14 protein-coding genes are annotated in these 19,412 nt (G+C 73.4%); 5 read left to right on the plus strand and 9 right to left on the minus strand.

The annotated features are described in order from the left end of the window. Positions 1-18: 18 nt before the first annotated feature. Complete coding sequence (gene dnaE / locus OO48_RS05020; protein ID WP_033213080.1) at positions 19-3,552, minus strand: DNA polymerase III subunit alpha; 3,534 nt, start codon at positions 3,550-3,552, stop codon at positions 19-21. Positions 3,553-3,765: 213 nt separating this feature from the next. Here dnaE and OO48_RS05025 point away from each other — a divergent pair, with 213 nt between their 5' ends. Further along, positions 3,766-4,860 (plus strand): winged helix DNA-binding domain-containing protein, encoded by a 1,095-nt coding sequence (locus tag OO48_RS05025; protein ID WP_033213081.1) that lies wholly within the window; start codon positions 3,766-3,768, stop codon positions 4,858-4,860. Positions 4,861-4,891: 31 nt separating this feature from the next. On the opposite strand, the gene OO48_RS05030 is transcribed toward OO48_RS05025, so the two are convergent. The 4 genes from OO48_RS05030 to OO48_RS05045 form a co-directional block, all read right to left on the minus strand. After that, entirely contained in the window at positions 4,892-5,518 is a 627-nt protein-coding gene (locus tag OO48_RS05030) for a dienelactone hydrolase family protein (protein WP_051731739.1), read from the minus strand. A 72-nt stretch (positions 5,519-5,590) separates the two neighbouring features. After that, positions 5,591-7,834 carry a M9 family metallopeptidase gene (locus OO48_RS05035; RefSeq protein ID WP_033213129.1) on the minus strand — a complete coding sequence of 748 codons (2,244 nt, stop codon included), beginning with the start codon at positions 7,832-7,834 and terminating at the stop codon, positions 5,591-5,593. Between the two features lie 204 nt (positions 7,835-8,038). Then, complete coding sequence (locus tag OO48_RS05040; RefSeq protein ID WP_051731750.1) at positions 8,039-8,365, minus strand: DUF4180 domain-containing protein; 327 nt, start codon at positions 8,363-8,365, stop codon at positions 8,039-8,041. A gap of 32 nt (positions 8,366-8,397) precedes the next feature. After that, positions 8,398-8,811: a helix-turn-helix domain-containing protein gene (locus OO48_RS05045; RefSeq protein ID WP_033213085.1), complete on the minus strand. Its 414-nt coding sequence runs from the start codon at positions 8,809-8,811 to the stop codon at positions 8,398-8,400. A gap of 348 nt (positions 8,812-9,159) precedes the next feature. Here OO48_RS05045 and OO48_RS05050 point away from each other — a divergent pair, with 348 nt between their 5' ends. The 3 genes from OO48_RS05050 (at position 9,160) to OO48_RS05060 (ending at position 12,977) form a co-directional block, all read left to right on the plus strand. Next, positions 9,160-10,149, plus strand: a complete 990-nt coding sequence (locus OO48_RS05050) for a serine protein kinase RIO (RefSeq protein ID WP_033213086.1) — start codon at positions 9,160-9,162, stop codon at positions 10,147-10,149. A 230-nt stretch (positions 10,150-10,379) separates the two neighbouring features. Next, positions 10,380-12,314, plus strand: a complete 1,935-nt coding sequence (locus OO48_RS34880; RefSeq protein WP_051731740.1) for a serine/threonine-protein kinase — start codon at positions 10,380-10,382, stop codon at positions 12,312-12,314. 108 nt (positions 12,315-12,422) lie between these two features. After that, positions 12,423-12,977, plus strand: a complete 555-nt coding sequence (locus OO48_RS05060) for a hypothetical protein (RefSeq protein ID WP_033213087.1) — start codon at positions 12,423-12,425, stop codon at positions 12,975-12,977. Positions 12,978-13,031: 54 nt separating this feature from the next. Here the strand turns inward: OO48_RS05060 and OO48_RS05065 are convergent, their stop codons facing one another. Further along, a complete protein-coding gene (locus OO48_RS05065; RefSeq protein ID WP_425338505.1) occupies positions 13,032-13,937 on the minus strand; it encodes an ABC transporter permease in 906 nt (301 codons plus the stop codon). Further along, positions 13,934-16,735 (minus strand): alpha/beta fold hydrolase, encoded by a 2,802-nt coding sequence (locus tag OO48_RS05070; RefSeq protein ID WP_033213089.1) that lies wholly within the window; start codon positions 16,733-16,735, stop codon positions 13,934-13,936. Before OO48_RS05070 ends, OO48_RS05065 begins: the two co-directional genes overlap by 4 nt. 158 nt (positions 16,736-16,893) lie before the next feature. On the opposite strand from OO48_RS05070, the gene OO48_RS05075 reads away from it, so the two are divergent. Beyond that, entirely contained in the window at positions 16,894-17,904 is a 1,011-nt protein-coding gene (locus tag OO48_RS05075) for a mechanosensitive ion channel family protein (RefSeq protein WP_033213091.1), read from the plus strand. 43 nt (positions 17,905-17,947) lie between these two features. On the opposite strand, the gene OO48_RS05080 is transcribed toward OO48_RS05075, so the two are convergent. Both OO48_RS05080 and OO48_RS05085 read right to left on the minus strand, forming a co-directional pair. After that, on the minus strand, positions 17,948-18,424 hold the full coding sequence (locus OO48_RS05080) for a GNAT family N-acetyltransferase (RefSeq protein WP_033213092.1): 477 nt from the start codon (positions 18,422-18,424) through the stop codon (positions 17,948-17,950). Between the two features lies 1 nt (position 18,425). After that, positions 18,426-19,364, minus strand: a complete 939-nt coding sequence (locus tag OO48_RS05085) for an RluA family pseudouridine synthase (protein WP_033213093.1) — start codon at positions 19,362-19,364, stop codon at positions 18,426-18,428. Positions 19,365-19,412: the final 48 nt, after the last annotated feature.

Here is a 19,412-nt window from a genome sequence, read left to right on the forward strand (position 1 = left end):
TCCGCCGGGGCCGTTCCGTCAGCTGGCCAGGCAGCTCGGTCCGAGCAGCTGCTTGAGGTCGCCGAACAGCGCCGGGTCGGACTTCACCCGGTGCCGGTCCAGGCGCAGCACCACCGTCCTGGCCCGGCCGCGCAGGTGGACGTGGACCTCGGTGCTGCCCCGGTGGCTGCCCAGCACCTCGCCGAGCCGGGCGACGATCGGCGGGGTGAGCTTGTTCTCCGGCACGGTGATCACGATCGGCAGCTGCGCCCCGACGTTGCTCAGGTCGGGCACCGACAGCTCCATGCCCATCAGCCGCGGCACGTCCTCCCGCTTGTCGAGCTTGCCGCGGACGAACACCACGGCGTCCTCGACCAGTTGGGAGGAGACCAGCTGGTAGCTGGCGGGGAAGAACATGCAGTCGATCGAACCGGCCAGGTCCTCGACGGTGGCGATCGCCCAGGCGTTGCCCTGCTTGGTCATCTTGCGCTGGAGGCCGGAGATGATGCCGCCGATGGTGACGATCGCGCCGTCGGGGCGCTCAGCGAGGTCGGCGACCGCGCAGTCCGCCTTGTCGGCCAGGACGTGCTCGATGCCGTGCAGCGGGTGCGAGGAGACGTACAGGCCGAGCATCTCGCGCTCCTGGGTGAGCAGGAAGGACTTCTCCCACTCCTCCTCGGAGAACACCACGTCCAGCCCGAAGGACGGCTCGTCCGAGACCGAGTCGCCGCCGAACAGGTCGAACTGCCCCTCGGCCTCCTTGCGCTTGATCCCGACCACGTTGTCGATCATCGGCTCGAACTGGGCGGTCAGGCCCTTGCGGGTGTGCCCGAGCGAGTCGAAGGAGCCGGCCTTGATCAGCGATTCGACGGTGCGCTTGTTGCAGACCACCGACTCGACCTTCTCCAGGAAGTCCGGGAAGGAGGTGAACTTCCCCTTGGCCTTGCGGGTGCGGATCATCGACTCCACCACCGGCCCGCCGACGTTGCGGATCGCGGTCAGGCCGAACCGGACGGTGTCGCTGCCGTGCGGGGTGAAGTCGGCGTCCGACTCGTTGACGTCCGGCGGGAGCACCTGGATGCCCATCTTGCGGCACTCGTTGAGGTAGACCGCGGACTTGTCCTTGTCGTCCTTGACCGAGGTGAGCAGCGCCGACATGTACTCGGCCGGGTAGTTGGCCTTGAGGTACGCCGTCCAGTACGAGACCAGCCCGTAGCCGGCGGTGTGCGCCTTGTTGAAGGCGTAGCCGGAGAACGGGACGAGGACGTCCCACACCGCCTGGATCGCCGCGTCCGAGTAGCCGCGCTCCCGGCAGCCCTTCTGGAACGGGACGAACTCGGCCTCCAGGATCTCCTTCTTCTTCTTGCCCATCGCGCGGCGCAGCAGGTCGGCCTGGCCGAGCGAGTAGCCGGCCAGGATCTGCGCGGCCTTCTGCACCTGCTCCTGGTAGACGATCAGGCCGTAGGTCGGCTCCAGGATCTCCCGCAGCGGCTCCTCCAGCTCCGGGTGGATCGGGGTGATCTCCTGCTGGCCGTTCTTGCGCAGCGCGTAGTTGGTGTGCGAGTTGACGCCCATCGGGCCGGGCCGGTACAGCGCCAGGACGGCGGAGATGTCCTCGAAGTTGTCGGGCTTCATCAGGCGCAGCAGCGAGCGCATCGGGCCGCCGTCGAGCTGGAAGACGCCGAGCGTGTCGCCGCGGGCGAGCAGTTCGTAGGCGGGCTTGTCGTCGAGCGGCAGTTCCAGCAGCTCGATCTTGATGCCCTTGTTCTTCTCGATCGCCTTGACGGCGTCGTCCATGATCGTCAGGTTGCGCAGTCCGAGGAAGTCCATCTTGAGGAGGCCGAGGCCTTCGCAGGTGGGGTAGTCGAACTGGGTGATGGTGACGCCGTCGGTGTGCCTGGTCCACACCGGGATGTGGTCGGTCAGCGGCTCGGCGGACATGATCACGCCGGCCGCGTGCACGCCGGGCTGGCGGATCAGGCCCTCGATGCCGCGCGCGGTGTCGATCACCTTGCGGACGTCGGGGTCGTTCTCGTACAGGCCGCGGATCTCGCCCGCCTCGCCGTAGCGGGGGTGCGAGGGGTCGGTGATGCCGGACAGCGGGATGCCCTTGCCCATCACGTCCGGCGGCATCGCCTTGGTGATCCGGTCGCCCATCGCGTACGGGTAGCCCAGGACCCGGGAGGAGTCCTTGATGGCGGCCTTCGCCTTGATGGTGCCGTACGTGACGATCATGGCGACCTTGTCGGAGCCCCACTTCTCGGTCACGTAGCGGATCACGTCGCCGCGCCGGCGCTCGTCGAAGTCGATGTCGACGTCGGGCATGGAGATGCGCTCGGGGTTGAGGAAGCGCTCGAAGATCAGGCCGTGCGGGATCGGGTCGAGGTCGGTGATGCCCATCGCGTAGGCGACCAGCGAGCCGGCCGCCGAGCCGCGGCCGGGGCCGACCGCGATGCCCTGGCTCTTGGCCCACATGATGAAGTCGGCGACCACGAGGAAGTACGCCGGGAACCCCATCTGGATGATGGTGTCCATCTCGTACTCGGCGAGCTTCTTGTGCTCCTCGTCGTAGCCGTTCGGGAAGCGCCAGTCCATGCCCTCCCAGACCTTGGACTTGAAGAAGTCCGCCTCGGACTCGAAGCCCTCCGGGATCGGGAAGCGCGGCATCAGGTTCTTGAACGTGAACATGCCCTCGGTGTCGACCCGCTGGGCGACCAGCAGCTGGCTGTTGCGGCAGCCCTCCTGCCAGGCGTCGGAGGAGTCGAGGGCGTACATCTCGGCGGCCGACTTGATGTAGTAGCCGGTGCCGTCGAACCGGAAGCGGTCCGGGTCGGAGAGGTTCTTGCCGGTCTGCACGCACAGCAGCAGGTCGTGGGCGCCCGCGTCGGCCTCGGTGGTGTAGTGCGAGTCGTTGGTGACCACCGGCGGGATGTTCAGCTTCCTGCTGATCTCCAGCAGCCCGTCGCGGACCCGCTTCTCGATGTCCAGGCCGTGGTCCATCAGCTCCAGGAAGTAGTTCTCCTTGCCGAAGATGTCCTGGTACTCGCCGGCCGAGCGGACCGCCTCGTCGAACTGGCCCAGCCGCAGCCGGGTCTGCACCTCGCCGGAGGGGCAGCCGGTGGTGGCCATCAGGCCGGCCGCGTGCTCGGAGATGATCTCCTTGTCCATCCGGGGCCACTTCACCAGCCAGCCCTCCGCGTAGGAGCGCGAGGTCAGCTTGAAGAGGTTGTGCAGGCCCTCCTTGTTCCGGGCCCAGATGGTCTTGTGGGTGTACGCGCCGGACGCCGAGACGTCGTCCTTCTTCTGGTGCGGCTGGCCCCACAGGACGCGCTTGGTGTTGGTCCGGGAGTCCGGGGCGACGTACGCCTCGATGCCGATCACCGGGGTGATGCCGGCCGCGGTGGCCTGCTTGTGGAACTCGGCGGCGCCGTACATGTTGCCGTGGTCGGTCATCGCGACGTGGGTCTGCCCGAGCCGCTCGACCTCCTTGAAGAGCTGCTTCAACCGGGCGGCGCCGTCCAGCATCGAGTACTCGGTGTGGACGTGCAGGTGCGCGTACGGCTGGTCGCTCAAGGCGGGGCCTCCGGGGTCCTGGGAGAGGGCTGAAACACGTGAGGCCCGAGCCACCACCAGGGCTCGGACCACGGCTTCCGGGTTCGCGCCACCGAGTCTAGTCCCCTCCCGACCCCCCGGGAGCACCCCGACGCGGACCCTTCACGCGCCCCCCGCCGTCCTGACCGGCTGTTAGGTTGGGCCGCTCCCGCCCGCACCCCAGGAGGCCAGGCGATGACCGCCGTCCGCACGCTGTCCGACCGCGAGCTGACCCTCTCCTACTTCGGCCGTCAGCTGCTGGACCGCGCCGAGCGGCCGACCGCCGCCGCCGCGGTGGCCCGGCTGACCGCCCTGCAGGCCCAGTACTCGCCCTCCCCGCACCTGGCGCTGTGGGCCCGGCTGCCCGGCTTCGAGCACCGGGAGCTGGAGGCCGCGCTGCTGGACGGCACCGTGGTCAAGTCGACGCTGATGCGCGGCACCCTGCACCTGGTCTCCGGGGCCGACTACGGGCACCTGGCCGCGGCCTGGCGCCGCCGCTGGCTGGCCGACCTGCGCGCCCGGCACCGGGACGCCGGCCTGGACGAGGCGGCCCTGGAGGCCTCGCTGCGGGCCTTCACCGCCGTCCCGCGCAGCGCCGAGGAGCTGCGCGAGCACACCGCCGAGGCGTCCGGCGGCCGGGTCGGCGCCGCGGACCTGCTGCACTACCCGCGGGCGCTGCTCCCGCTGGTGCACGTCGCCCCGTCCGGGCACTGGCGGGCGCACGGCAAGCCGAGGATGGTGCTCTGGGACGGCGAGCTGCCGCCCGAACCGGTCGCCACCGCCCGCCTGGTGCGCCGCTACCTGGCGGCCTACGGTCCGGCCTCGCGCGCCGACGTCGCGCACTTCACCGGCCTGCGGCTGCGCCAGGTCGACCCGGCGCTGGCCGAACTGGGCGGCCTGGTCCGCTACCTGGCCGAGGACGGCCGCGAGCTGCTCGACCTGCCCGACGCCCCGCCGCCGCCCGCCGGGCCGGAGCGCGAGCTGCCGGTGCGCTTCCTGCCGAAGTGGGACGCCGCGCTGCTCTCGCACGCCGACCGCACCCGGATGCTGCCCGCCGCGATCCACCGGCGGGTCTACCGGGCGGTCAACGGGACGCTGCTGGCCTCCTACCTGGTGGACGGGCGGGTGGCGGGCGTGTGGGAGCACGAGTGCCGGCGCGGCGCCGCCGTGCTCACCCTCACCCCGCTGCTGCCGCACGGCGCCCGCGCCGAGCTGGAGCGGGAGGGCGAGCGGCTGCTGGCCTTCCTGGAGCCGGGCGCCGACGGCCGCAGCGTGGTCTTCGCGTCCTGAGCGGCGCCCGGCCCCGCCGGCCGGCCGCCCGTCAGCCCTGTCCGTCCAGCTCCGCCAGGAACGCCAGCGCGGCCGCCCAGGTCCGCTCGGCGGCCTCGGCGTCGTGGTCGGGCAGCCCGGCGTCGGTGTACAGGTGTCCGGCGCCCCGGTAGCGGTGCACCTCGACGTCGGCACCGGCCCGGGTCATCAGCAGGTACCAGGTGTTCAGCCAGTCCTCGGACTCGAACGCGTCCGGCTCGGCGACGTGCAGTTGCACCGGGATCTCCGTCGCGGCGTCCTCCCGCAGGTCGGAGGTGCCGTGCAGGAGCAGCAGGGCGCGGGCCCGCTCGTCGGCCAGCGCCAGGTTCTGCGCCAGCGACCCGCCGAGCGAGAACCCGGCGTACACCAGCCCGTCCGCCGCCGGCAGCAGCGGGGCGACGGCGCCGACGGCCCGGCGCAGCAGTTCGTCGTTGCCGACCCGGTCGCGGTACGCCGTCCCCTCCTCCGGCTCGTCGAAGACCCGGCCCTCGTACAGGTCGGGGGTGTGCACGGTGTGCCCGGCGGCGCGCAGCCGGTCGGCGGCCTCGGTGACGGCGGGGCGCAGGCCGTACGCGGAGTGGAACAGGACGATCTCGGCCACGGGTCGGGCTCCTCGGTGCTGCGGGTGCGGTCCTCCCATGATCGCCCATCCCGGGGCGCGCGACGGCCCGGCCCACCGGGGGTGGGCCGGGCCGTCCGGTGCGGGGGCCGGTCAGTACGAGGTGCTGACGGAGACGCCGCCGAAGGACTGCTGCCCGTAGAGGCTGACGTAGTTGTAACCCGCGGGCGGGTTGCTGACGGTGAGGGTCCCGGCGTTGCCGCTTCCGGTGGACTTGGCGGTGTACGAGCCGGTGGTGGCCCAGCCGGTGCCGTTGTAGTAGAGGTCGGCGTCGCCGGTGCCGCCGCCGGCGGTGACGGTCAGGCTGGTGGTGCCGGCCGGGACGTACAGGTAGAAGTAGGCGTAGTTGCCGGCGGTGGCGGAGACGTTCGAGCGGCCGCAGCCCCGGCCGAGCTGCCGGGTGTCGGTGCCGGTGCACTCGGGGGCGGTCGGGGTGGCCGGGGCGCCGCAGTCGCCACCGTCGCAGGCGGTCAGCCAGGCGTCGAAGTCGGCGTCGTAGCGGGTGCCGATGGTGGTCTTGAGGATCGTCCGGGCCCCGTCCCAGTCACCGGCGCGGTACTCGGCCAGCACCGCGTCCAGGTCGGCGCGGTGCGACTGGAGCATGTAGCGGACCGCCAGGTAGCCCCAGTCGTAGATCCGGGTCTGGTCGGCGTTGTCGTAGGTGGTGTCGAACAGGGTGGACAGCGCGTAGGTGTGCTGCCCGGCCCGGGCGAGCGCGTCGGTGTACTCGACGTTGCGGTACGAGTAGGAGACGTACTCGGCGAAGCCCTCGACCCACCAGACGGTCGGGGTGGTCATCCCGGCCTCGAAGTCGCCGGCCATGTCGAAGCGGCCGTCGAGGTAGTGGGTGTACTCGTGGTTGAGGTTCCAGATCTGGAAGTCCGGGCGGACCCACTCGGCCTCGTAGGCGATGAACCGGGGCTGGTTGCCCGCCGCGGCCGGGTCGCCCTCCAGGTACATGCCGCCGTTGTCGGTGGAGATCCCGAAGATGGTGCCGGCGTAGGTCTGGTAGTCGCCGCTGGAGTGGAAGACCACCACGTCGATGGTGGTGTTGTTGTCGTCCGCGACCGCGCCGCCGTCCCGGACCACGTTGTGGAAGTAGGCGTCCTGGCCCTTGAGGCTGGTGCAGGCGGTGGTCAGCTGGTCGGCCGTCAGGGCCTGGGCGAGGATCCTGATGCTGGGGCTGCAGGTGCGGTCGACCGTCAGCACGGCGGCCTTGAGCCGGTCGGCCAGGTCGCAGGTGCCGTAGTACGAGCAGTTGGCCTGGTCGTAGCTGTCGGTCATCTCGGCCAGGCCCACCCACAGCGCGGCGGTGCGCCCGGTGATCGAGCTCTGGTCCAGCAGGCTCTTCACCAGCGGCCGGACCTTCGCCAGCAGCGCCGGGTACTGGAGGAAGCGGCCCAGTTCGCGGCCGGCGTTGGAGACCAGGAAGCCGTGGTCGCCGCCGAGCAGCGCGGCGTTGCGGGAGGCGAAGGACCGCAGGGTGTCCAGCACGCTCGGGTCGGCCTGCACGGCGGGCGGGAAGTCGCTGTTCTGGTGGCCGCGCCACAGCACCGTGTAGCCGTTGTTGACGGCGTTGACCATGTACCAGGACGCGTCGTAGCCGCTGTCGTAGCCGTCCAGCAGGCGCTTGACGACGTTCAGGTAGCGGGCGTTCTCGGCGGCGCTGTCGATCAGGACGACCGCCTCGCCCAGCGTCTCGCCGTTCGCGTCGGTGACGTCCCGCGAGTGCGCGCTGCCGAAGAAGGCGTCCAGGCCGCCCTCGATCGCGCTCTTCAGCTTGCTGCCGTACGCCCCCACCACGTCCGGGTTGTACCACTGCACGTAGTAGCCGGCCCGCAGGTACAGCACGATCTGGTGGGCGGAGGTGGAGTCGTCGCCCGGGTAGGCGGCTGACAGGTCGCGCAGCGCGTCGGCGACGGTGGTCATCTGCGTCTCGTCGAACGCCGCCTTCGCGTCGTTGCCCTTGAGCAGGAACAGCGAGTTGACGCAGTCCACGGTGGACGCCTTGATCTGCGCGACCAGGGCGGCGCCGGTGCGGCCGGTGAAGTCCGAGGCGTTGCAGGCCGCCGCGGCCGCGCGGGCTCCGGCCCGCGCGCCGCCGGGTTCGTCCGGCTCGCCGGTGGCCGCCAGCGGCGGCCGCTCGCTGGCGTCCGAGCGCACGTCGCGGTCGGAGTCCTTGCGGCGCTCGGCCGCCTCGGTGCTGCGCGGCGCCGACTTCGACGCCTTCGCGGGGTGGTCGGACGCGGCCGGTCGCTGTCCGGCCGGGGCGGCCGCTCCGGCGCTCGGCGCCAGCGCGCCGAGGAAGCCGAGGGTCAGGCAGAGGGAGAGCAGCAGGCTCGGCGTTCGTCCTGCGGGGGCGCATGCCTTCCGGAAGGTTCGCACGTGGGGGCCTCCGGGCCGTGGGGAGCCGCGGTCGGGGGCCGCGGCGGAGGGTCGGAGGCCGTCGGGGCGTCCCGACGGCCAGGTGACATGTACAATTGCACATGTCACCTGGCACCGGAAGTCCTCGCGGGCAAGTCGACTGCCCGGCATAACGCGCTACTCCGCCAGCCGCTCCGCCAGCTCCGCCAGGTCCGCGACGAACCACAGCTGCAGGCCGCGGTTGCTCTCCCGGACGAAGTCGCGCAGCGCGTCCGACGCCGCCACCTGCTCCGCAACGTCCCCCACCACCGCCAGGCCCATCCGGTACTGCGCGAACTTCTGCACCACCGCCCCCGCGACGCCGCTGCGCAGCCGGAAGAACTCCACCCCCAGCCGCTCCACCGGCACCGCCACCCAGGACGCGCCCCGGTAGTGCGCGTCGCCCAGCAGGTCCAGCGCCTGCCGCTCCCCCGCCACCGCCTCGCCCCCGGCCTCGGCCACCATCACCTGCGCCCCGCCCAGCTCCCGGATCGCCGTCACCGCATGCCTCCCGCCAACTCGTCGACCAACGCCAGTACTTCGGACACCCGCCGGGGCGGGCCCATCACCACGAACCGCAGCGCGCTCCGCTCCTCCTCCCGCACCGCCTGCACCCACAGCGGCCGCGGCCCCCCGGACCACGCCGACGCCGCCGCCAGCACCCCCGTCACCAGCCGGTCCGCGTCCCGCGCGCCCACCCCGTCCACCTGCACCACCGCCGAGACCTCCACCCGGGCCGGCCCCGTCGGCACCCCGCCCCCGGTGAACGCCTCCACCTCCGCCCGGGCGATCCGGTACTGCTTGCCGATCCGCACCGCCTTGAGCTTCCCGTCCCGCACGTACCCCCGCACCGTCTTCACGTGCAGCCCGAGCAGCTCCGCCACGTCCTCGACGGAGTAGAAATCGTTCATTCCCTATCCTTCCCTATCTTCCCCCAAGGTACAGCGTGATAGGGAATTCCCCACCCCAACACGCCGTGCCCCGCAGCCCTCCGCCCTGCCGCCACCGCCCGGGGCTCCCCCGGGGAACTCCTCGGGAAAAACCCTTTGCGCCGCGTCCGCCCCCGAACCTAGAGTGGTCCCCGTCCCGCCGCGCCCTGCGCGTTCGCGGGCCCGACGAGAGGAGGTGCAGACCGATGGTTGCCGCCGTGACGCGGCGCGCCCTCGTGTGCGCGCCATACGCCTCCCCCCGTCTTCGCCCCACCGGCTGACAGCGCGTCACTCCGCGCCCCGGTGGGCCACTCCTCAGGAGCCACCGCAGTGCGCGAGCGCTTTGCCGACAGCGATTCCTTCTCCCGCATCCGCCCCAAGGGCGCTTCCCGTCGCGGCCGCCGGGCCGACCGCTTCGACGACTCCCAGCCCGAGTACGACTACTTCGCCTCCGCCGAGTCCGCCGCCGACACCGACGGCGACGCCGACACCGGCGCCGAGGAGCGGTTCACCGCCCCCGTGACCGACGGCCCCGCCGTGGGCGACCGCTGGTCGACGTGGGACCAGTCCACCCCGACCGAGAAGGGCCCCGAGCCGCGCCCCGACTGGGTCGTCACCGAACTCGCGGCCGTGGACACCGAACTGGGCATCGTGAAGACCGGCAAGGAGGCGGACGTCTTCCTGCTGGAGCGCGCCGTCCCCGGCACCGGCCGCCGCACCCTGATGGCCGCCAAGCGGTACCGGGACGCCCAGCACCGGATGTTCCACCGCGACTCGGGATACCTGGAGGGCCGCCAGCACAAGGAGTCCCGGGTCACCCGGGCGATGGCCAAGCGCACCGCCTTCGGCAAGGAGGCGATCGCGGGCCAGTGGGCGGCCGCCGAGTTCGCCGCGCTGTGCCGGCTCTGGTCGGCGGGCGTCGCCGTGCCGTACCCGGTGCAGATCACCGGCACCGAGATCCTGATGGAGTTCGTCGGCGACGAGGACGGCACGGCCGCGCCCCGGCTGGCCCAACTGCGCGCCGAGGAGGCCGACATCGAAGACCTGTGGGCGCAGCTGGGCCGCAGCCTCGCGCTGCTGGCCTACGACGGCTACGCGCACGGAGACCTCTCGGCCTACAACATCCTGGTGCACCGCGGCCGCCTGGTGGTCATCGACGTGCCGCAGATCGTCGACGTGGTGGCCAACCCGCGCGGCCTCTCCTTCCTGGAGCGGGACGTGCGCAACGTCGGCGCCTGGTTCGTCTCCCGCGGCCTCCCGCCCGCGAGCGTCGAGGCCCTGGTCGACTCCCTGGCCACCGACGCCCGCCTGCGCCGCTGACCGGGCCCCGGCCGGCACGGCCCTCGCCCCCGGGCACCGTTCCCGGGGGCGAGGCACGGCCGGCTGACCGAGCGTCAAGATCCACCGCCCGCACGGCGGTTGCACCGATCAACGGGTGTAGAGTCGCCGCGGCCGGGCGGGGCGCGGGGCGGTACCGGCTTCCCCCCGCGCGGTCGAGCAGTCAGAATGACCGCTGACAAGTCGTACACCATGCTCGGGGGATGCGGGACATGTGGGGTCGGGGGACCGTGCTCGGGGGCCGCTACGCCCTCTCCGAGCGGCTCGGCAGCGGCGCGATGGGCGAGGTCTGGCGGGCCGAGGACCAGGTGCTGGGCCGTCAGGTCGCGGTGAAGATCGTGCTTCCGGCGCTGATGGAGGACGAGGTCTTCGCCGCCCGGTTCCGCCGCGAGGCGACGGTGCTGGCCGCGATGAACCACCGCGGCGTGGTGCACATCCACGACTACGGCGAGGACGACGGCGAGCCGGGCGCCAGGACCGCGTACATCGTGATGGAACTGCTGTCCGGCAAGCCGCTCGACCGGGCCCGCGAGCGCAAGGCGTTCCCGCCCGACCGGGCGCTGGACGTCGCCGCCCAGGTGCTGGACGCGCTGCACGCCGCGCACCGGCAGGGCATCGTGCACCGGGACATCAAGCCCTCCAACCTGATGATCGACGCGGACGGGCGGATCACCGTCACCGACTTCGGCATCGCCCGCACCCTGGCCGACACCCGGATCACCACCGCCCACGCGGTGATCGGCACCGCCCTGTACATGGCCCCGGAACGCGCCGAGGGCAAGGACGCCTCGGCGGTGTCCGACCTCTACTCGGTCGGCGTGGTGCTGTACGAACTGCTGGCCGGCGCGGTGCCGTTCACCGGCGGGACACCGCTCGAAGTGGTGCTCAAGCACGTCCGCGAGCCGGTGCCCGAGCTCCCGGAGAGCGTGCCCGCTCCGGTGCGGGCGGTGGTCGCCAAGGCGCTCGCCAAGCAGCCCGAGGACCGCTACCCGGACGCGGCGGCGATGGCCGTCGCCGCCCGGCAGGCGATGTCCACCCCGACCGGCCTCGGCGCGGTGCTCGCCCCGCCCGAACCCGTCGAGGGCCCGCCGGTCGTCCCGGCCCCGGAACCGACCGCGACCCCGGTGGCGGCTCCGGCCGCCGAGCCCGCTCCGGCCGCCGCTCCGGCCGCGACCGCCGCCCCCGCCGCCGAGAAGCGCTCCGGGCGCCGCCGGCTGGCCACCCTGATCCTGCCCGTGGTGCTGGTCACCGGCGGCGGGATGACCGCCCAGCACTTCGACCTGCTGCCCTGGCAGCAGGACCGGGACGCGCACACCGCCGCCGACCGGACCCAGAACCCCGGCAGCGTCCCCGCCGCGGCCACCGGCACCTCCGCGCCCCCGTCCCCGTCCCCCAGCGCCTCCGGCACCGAGCAGCTCTCCCCCGCCCCGCCGCCGTCCTCCGCCCCCGCCACCGATCCGGCCGACAACCCCGTCCCTCCGGGCACCGACCCGAACCAGGGCGGCAACCCCGGCGGCGGCAACGGGGGCACCGGCGGAGGCGGAGGCGGCGGGACCAACCCGGGCACCTCCAACGGCAGCGGCGGCGGCAGCGCGGGCGGCGGCACCTCGACCACCTCGGGCAGCGGCACCGGCACCGGCACCGGCAACAACGGAGGCGGAGGCGGCGGCAGCACCCCCAACCCGCCCAAGCAGACCACCACCGCCCCCACCACCCCGTCCGGCCCCGCCTCGGGCTGCGGCGGCACCGGCTGGGGCCGGCTGGTCAACACCGGCAGCGGCCGGACCATCGGCCTCGGCTCCGACGCCGTCAGCGCGGGCGTCCCCGTGGTCTCCGGCGGCTACACCTCCTACGGCTGGATCAAGTCCGCCTCCAACGGCGCGACCACCTTCACCGCCTGCAAGGCCGGCAGCGGCATCAACCTGGGCGCCCAGTACGCGACCAGCCCCAGCATCGCCGAACTCGCCGGCTCCGGTTCCTTCGGCGACATGATCAGCTGGTACCCCGCCGACGCCGGTTCCGGCAACTTCCAGCTGAAGTTCGGCTACGGCCCGCAGGGCTGCCTGACCGACAACGGGAGCGGCAAGACGCTCACCGTCGCCACCTGCAAACCGGGCGACGGCTCCCAGCTCTTCCGCTTCTCCTGACCGACCGCCCCGACCGCCTGACCCGACCGCCCCGTCCGCCCGCCGATTCCCCGGACGATTCCCGCTCTCCCCGGGGCAGTTGCCACCCATCCGAGGCAGAATGCGGGCATGGCCGAACAGTACTTCTCCGCTTTCGCGGTGGACGCCGCCACCCTGCTGCGCCTGCCCGGCTCGGGCGAGCGCGCGCTTCCCGGCGTGGCCCCCTCCGCCGCGCTCGCCGAGTTGCTCTCCGGCCGGCTGCGCCCCGACGCGGACTCCCGCTACACCGCCCTGCTCCCCGCCCTCGCCGGTGCCCTCGGCACCCCCCTGGGCGCGGTCTCCGTCCCCGGCCGCCACTGGGACGAACTGACGGAGGTCTTCACCGCCCTGGAACTCCCCGCCCTCACCGCCCTCTGGTCCCGCCCCTGGCCGTTCCCGGCCGACGCCGCCTATGACTGGCCCTGGCCGTGCCCGACCCTGGCCGCCCGCACCGACACCGCCGACCTGCTGGTCGAACTCGCCGCCCTGGCCTCGGAGTCCATCCACGAGCAGGACGTCGAGGAGCTGGACGACGACGACCTGGAGGAGGCGTTCTGGTTCCTCACCGAGCACCTGCCCGTCTGGACGTCCCGGGCCCACGCCCTCGACCTCGACCTGCTCCTGGTCCGCGACGGCGCCCGGTGACGCGGCACTGCTGACGTGACACGGGTGACGCGGCACCGCCCCCGCCCCGCCCCCTCAGGACACCACGTCCTTCCCCGCGAACCCGCGGAACGCCAGCGCCAGCAGCACCACCGCGTACGACAGCGACAGCACCACGCCCTGCACCATCCCGCCCCACTCCAGCCGGGGTTGGAGCGCGTCCGCCCAGGCGTACTGCCAGTGCGCGGGCAGCCATTCGCGCAGCGAGCCGAGCGCGGTGACGGCGTCCAGCACGCCCGTGACGATGGAGGCGAAGACCGCGCCGCCGACCGCGCCGAGCGGGGCGTCGGTGGCCGTGGAGAGCCAGAACGCCAGCGCGCCGATCACGATCTCGGCGAGGAACACGTACAGCACGGCGATCGCCAGCCGGGGCAGCGCCTCGGTCGCGGTCAGGCTCGCCCCGGTGGGGAGCTTCAGGTCCCCCCAGCCGTACGCGGCGGTGCCGACCACCAGCCCCACCGCGGGCAGCAGGACCACCGCCGCGGCCGAGAACGCCATCGCCACGGTGAACTTGCGCACCAGCAGCCGGGCCCTGGGCACCGGCGCCGCCAGCAGGTAGCGCAGCGAGGACCAGCTCGCCTCGGAGGCCACCGCGTCGCCGGAGAACAGCGCGACCGGGATGACCAGCAGGAAGCCGGTGCCCACGAACAGCATGGTGGTGGCGAAGTTGACCCCGGAGGAGGTGGCCAGCTCGATGAACGTGGTGCGGTTCTCCCGCCCGGGCGTGCCGCCGAGCTGGAACGCCGCCAGCAGGACGAGGGGCAGCACGGCCAGCACCCCGCCGACCACCAGGGTGCGGCGGCGGCGCAGCTGGCGCATCGCCTCGACCCGCAGCGGCAGCGTCCGGCCGGCCCGGTAGCCGGGCGCGGCGGTGTCACCCGCGGCGCCGAGCACGGCCCCGCCCGCACCCGTCGTTCCGCTCGTCCCGTTCGTCCCGCTCATGCCGCTCCTCGGATCAGGGACAGGAAGGCGTCCTCCAGTCGGCGCTGCGGCCCGATGCCGGTCACCGGCACGCCCAGGCGCACCAGTTCGGCGGTCAGCCGGCTCGCGGGCAGGCCGTCCAGCCGCACCAGCAGCCCGGCGTCCGCGGCCTCCGCCGAGGCGATGCCGGCCAGTTCCGCCAGCTTCCCGGCCACCGCTTCGAGCGACGCGCCCTCGAAGCCGTCCTCGACCGAGACCAGCAGCTGTTCGCCCGCGCCGGTGATCTCCGCGGTCGGCCCGGCGACCACCAGTTGCCCGCGTTCCATCACCACCAGGTGGGTGCAGGACTGCTCGACCTCGGCGAGCAGGTGGCTGGAGACGATGACGGTGCGCCCGGCGGCGGCGTACCGGACCATCACCTCCCGCATCTCGCGGATCTGCGGCGGGTCGAGCCCGTTGGTGGGTTCGTCCAGGATCAGCAGGTCGGGCAGGCCCAGCATGGCCTGGGCGATGGCCAGGCGCTGCCGCATGCCCTGCGAGTAGGTGCGCACCGCGCGTTCCAGGGCCTCGCCGAGACCGGCGATCTCCAGTGCCTCGGCGAAGCGGGCGTCCTCGACGGGCCGCCCGGTGGCCGCCCAGTACGACTCCAGGTTGGCCCGGCCGGTCAGGTGCGGCAGGAAGCCCGGGCCCTCGACGAACGCGCCGACCCGGGAGAGCACCGGCGCGCCCGGCCGGATCGCCTGGCCGAACACCCGAACCTCGCCCGCGTCGGGGCGGATCAGGCCCATCAGCATCCGCAGCGTGGTGGTCTTGCCCGCGCCGTTGGGGCCGAGCAGGCCGAGCACCTGCCCGCGCTCCACGCGCAGCGACAACTCCCGTACCGCGTACCGGTCGACGGAGCCCTTGTACTTCTTCGACAGGCCGGTGATCACCAGCGGCACGTCGGCGAGCTCCGGCTCCGGCGCCGGGGCGGTGTCCCGGCGCCGACGGGCGAACACCAGCAGCGCGGCGACGGCCAGCGCGACCAGCGGCAGCATCCACGTCCGGTCCGGCACCGGCGCGGACTCGGTGCGCAGCCCGGGCACCGTCGGCACGCTCAGCGCCCCGGCCTCCGAGACGGTGTACGTGGCGGGCCGGGCGGGCGAGGCGTACGCCAGGTCGGTGGCGGCCAGCACCAGGCGCAGCCGGTGCCCGGCCGGGAACCGGTGCTCCACGGCGGGCAGCGTGATCCGCACCGTCCGCCCGCCGGGCGCGTCCGCGCCGGTCACCCGCAGCGGTGCGACGAGTTGCTGCGGGAGCGTCTGCTTGCCGTCGGGGGCGACGTCGTACAGCTTGGCGAACAGCACCGCCTCGGGGGCGTCCGCCGCGATCCGCACCGAGACCGACGGGGCGCCGGTCAGGTCCAGGGCGGTGTCCAGCGGGGCCGAGTCGAAGGAGGCGTACTGGCCGGGGAAGTCGATGGACAGGCCCGCGCCGACCGAGGACAGCTGGGCCAGCGCGCCGATGCCGGGCAGGGTGGAGATGTTGGGCGGCGCCCCGCCGGGCGGGTTGGCGATCCGCTGTTCGCGGCCGGTCAGTTCGACCTCGCGCCGGTCCGTGCCGTCCAGTCCGGGGTAGGCGTCGGCGTCGGCTCCGCGCAGCACCGCCTGGAAGCCGGTGGAGTCGACGCCGCCGGTGCGGGTGACCCGGAACGCGGGGCCGGTGTCCGTGCCGTCGCCCTTGAGGTAGTGGTCGAACCAGGCGGTGATCCGGGCGTCGGCGCGGGTGCTGGTCTCCTGGCCGCCGTCGTGTCCGGCGCCGAACCAGTCCACCGCGACGGGCGCGCCGTTCGCGGCCACCGCCTTGGCGATCCGGTCGCCCTGGTCGAGCGGGAACAGCGAGTCCTGCTGGCCCTGGACCACCAGCGTCGGCACCTTGATCCGGTCCGCCACCGAGGCGGGGCTGGAGTGCTCCAGCAGCTTCACGGCGTCGGCGTCCGGCCGCCCGGCCGCCGCGACCCGGTCGTACATCTCGCACAGCTCGGCCCGGAACCGCCCGCAGCCCACCGGCCCCGCCTCCGGGGCCCCGGTGTCCGGCGCCCCGGAAGGAGCCCCGCCGGGAGCCCCGGTGGGAGCCCCGCCGGGAGGCGCCGAGCCCTCCCCGAAGGCCGAGGACGAGCCGGTGGTGAAGAAGATCCCGGCCCACAGCTTCTTGAACACCCCGTCGGCGGCCGAACCGCCCTGCGCGGCCTGCGGGAAGAGCGCGTCCGCCAGGTCGAACCAGGTGATCTGCGGGGCGATCGCGTCGATCCGGCTGTCGTACCCGGCCGCCAGCAGCGACACCGCCCCGCCGTACGAGGCGCCGGTGACGCCCACCTTCGGGTCGCCGGGGCCGTCCAGCCGCACCTCGGGGCGCTGCGCCAGCCAGTCCACCAGCCGCGACACGTCGGCGACTTCGCGCTCGGGCTGGTTCAGCCCGATCTGCCCGGTGGACTTCCCGAAGCCGCGCGCCGACCAGGTCAGCACCGCGTACCCTTCGCGGGCCAACTCCTCGGCGCGCGGGCGCAGTTCGTCCTTCGACCCGCCGAAGCCGTGCGCCAGCAGCACCGCCGGGCGCGGCCCGGAGCCGCCGGCGGTGAAGAACGAGGTGTCGATCCGGACGGCCCCGGCGCCGCCCGCGCTCTCGGGCATCTCCAGGAAGCGGTCCTCCCGGTGCACCCGCTCCGGCTGCCCCGCCAGCGCGACCGCCCCGCCGCCGACCAGCAGCACGGCCGCCACTCCGCCGGCCAGCACCGTCCTGCGCCTGGTCCACCACCCGCGCCACGCCCCACCGAAGCCCATGCCGAAGATCCTAACCGGGCGGCAGGTAGGGAATCCGTCAGTCCCGGGGCGCCTCCCGCCCGGCGTCCCGCGCCACCGGCCCGGGCTCCCGAACCGCCGCAATCCCCCGCGATAGGGTGCGAATCCCCCACCCCCTGGCCGACCACCCGAGGTGACCCGTGTTCTGGCCGCTCGCCAGCCTGCTCACCGCCGTCTTCGCCGCCCTGTTCGCCGGCTGGCTGGCCGACCAGATCCTTCAACGCCTGGCGGCCCGCAACCCCGACGCCCCGGTCTGGGCCGAGCTGCGCCGCTGCCGCGTCCCGCTCCAACTGGCTTTGCTGTCGGCCCTGTTGCTCGCCTCCCGACCGGTACACCGGATCCTCCGCACCGACGACGCCGCGATCCGCCACGGCGTCCTGCTGGTGCTGATCGGCTCGCTCGGCTGGCTGACCGTCCGGGTGCTGGCCGCCGCCCTGGAGGCGGTCTTCAGCCGCTACGAGACGATCACCGAGGACGCCTCCCGGGTCCAGCGCGTCCGCACCCAGCTCGGCCTGGTCCGCCGGGGCGGCTCCGCCGTCGTCTGGGTCGTCACCGTCGGCGCGCTGCTGCTCACCTTCGACGCGATGCGCACCGTCGGCGCCGGCCTGCTCGCCTCCGCCGGCATCCTCGGCATCATCGCGGGCATCGCCGCCCAGTCCGCCCTGGGCAACTTCTTCGCCGGCCTGCAGATCGCCTTCAGCGACACCGTCCGGATCGGCGACACCGTCGTCGTGGACGGCCAGCAGGGCACCGTCGAGGAGATCACCCTCTCCTACCTGGTGCTGCGCCTGTGGGACCACCGCCGCCTGGTCGTCCCGGTCTCCTACTTCGTCTCCCGGCCGTACGAGAACTGGACCCGCCGCGACCCGGGCCTGCTCGCCTGGGTGCTGCTGCACCTCGACCACCGCACCCCCGTCGACGCCCTGCGCGTCGAACTGGAGCGCTACCTCGCCGGCACCGACCTCTGGGACGGCCGGGAGTGGTCGCTGGCCGTCAGCGACACCACCCCCTCCACCATCGTCGTGCGCGCCATGATGACCGCCCGCGACCCGGACACCGCCGCCGCCCTCAGGCTCGCCGCCCGCGAGCACCTGCTGGCGCACCTGCGCGACCACCACCCGCAGTCCCTGCCGCGCGTGCGCACCGGGTGACCGCGTCCGGAACGCCCCGGACGCGGCCCCGCCCCCTCGCGCCCTACAGCACCCGCGTCATGGTCCGGTGCGGGATCCCGGCGTCCTCGTACACCGGCCCCTCGGCCACGTACCCCAGCCGCTCGTAGAACCCGAGCGCCTGCACCTGGGCGTGCAGCTCCACCTCGCGGGCACCCCGCTCCCGCCCCAACTCCTCGACCGCGCGCACCAGTTGCGCGCCCAGCCCGGTCCCGCGGGCGGCGGCGACCACGGCGAGCCGGCCGAGCAGCACCCGCCCCTCGGTGCCGCCGGTCATCGCCAGCGCCTCGGCCCCGTGGATCATCCGGACGGTGCCGAGCGCGGCCCCGTCCGGGTCGACGGCCAGCAGGTGCGTGGAGGTCGCGTCGTACGCGTCGTACTCCAGCTCCCGCGGCACCTCCTGCTCGACCACGAACACCTCGTGCCGGACACCGCGCGCCAGCGCCATGTCCGCGTCCCCGTCGACCACCCGGATCGACACGCCCGTCGACGCACCGCCCATCTCAGCTCTCCCTCGCGATGACGTCCAGCGCGTGCTGGAGGTCCTCGGGGTAGGTGGAGGCGAACTCGACCCAGCGCCCGTCCTCCGGGTGCTCGAAGCCCAGCGAGACGGCGTGCAGCCACTGCCGGGTCAGGCCCAGCCGCTTGGCCAGCGTCGGGTCCGCGCCGTAGGTGAGGTCGCCGACGCAGGGGTGCCGCAGCGCGGACATGTGCACCCGGATCTGGTGGGTGCGGCCGGTCTCCAGCTTGATGTCCAGCAGGGACGCGGCCCGGTACGCCTCGATCAGGTCGTAGTGCGTGACGGAGGGCTTGCCGTCGCGGGTGACGGCCCACTTCCAGTCGCTGCTGGGGTGCCGGCCGATCGGCGCGTCCACGGTGCCGGACAGCGGGTCGGGGTGGCCCTGGACCAGCGCGTTGTACTTCTTCTCGGTGACCCGGTCGTGGAACTGCCGCTTCAGGTCGGTGTAGGCCCGCTCGGACTTGGCGACCACCATGATCCCGGAGGTGCCGACGTCCAGGCGGTGCACGACGCCCTGGCGCTCGGCGGCGCCGGAGGTGGAGATCCGGTAGCCGGCCGCGGCCAGGCCGCCGATCACGGTGGGGCCGGTCCAGCCGGGGCTGGGGTGCGCGGCCACGCCGACCGGCTTGTCGATGACGACGACGTGGTCGTCGTCGTGGATGATCCGCATGCCCTCGACGGCCTCGGCGACGACCTGCACGGGCGCGGCGGGGGCCGGGATCTCGACCTCCAGCCAGGACCCAGCGGTGACCCGGTCCGACTTCCCGGCGACCGCGCCGTCCAGGGTGACCTTGCCCTCGGCGGCGAGTTCGGCGGCCTTGGTGCGGGAGAACCCGAACATCCGGGCCAGGGCGGCGTCCAGCCGCTCGCCCTCCAGGCCGTCGGGTACGGGGAGGCTACGGGTCTGCGCTGCGATACTCACCCACCCGAGTATGCCCGACCCGCACCGGCCCCCCGCCCCACCGGGGCC

This window comes from Kitasatospora phosalacinea (genome assembly GCF_000716545.1).
GTDB classification, from domain to species: domain Bacteria; phylum Actinomycetota; class Actinomycetes; order Streptomycetales; family Streptomycetaceae; genus Kitasatospora; species Kitasatospora phosalacinea.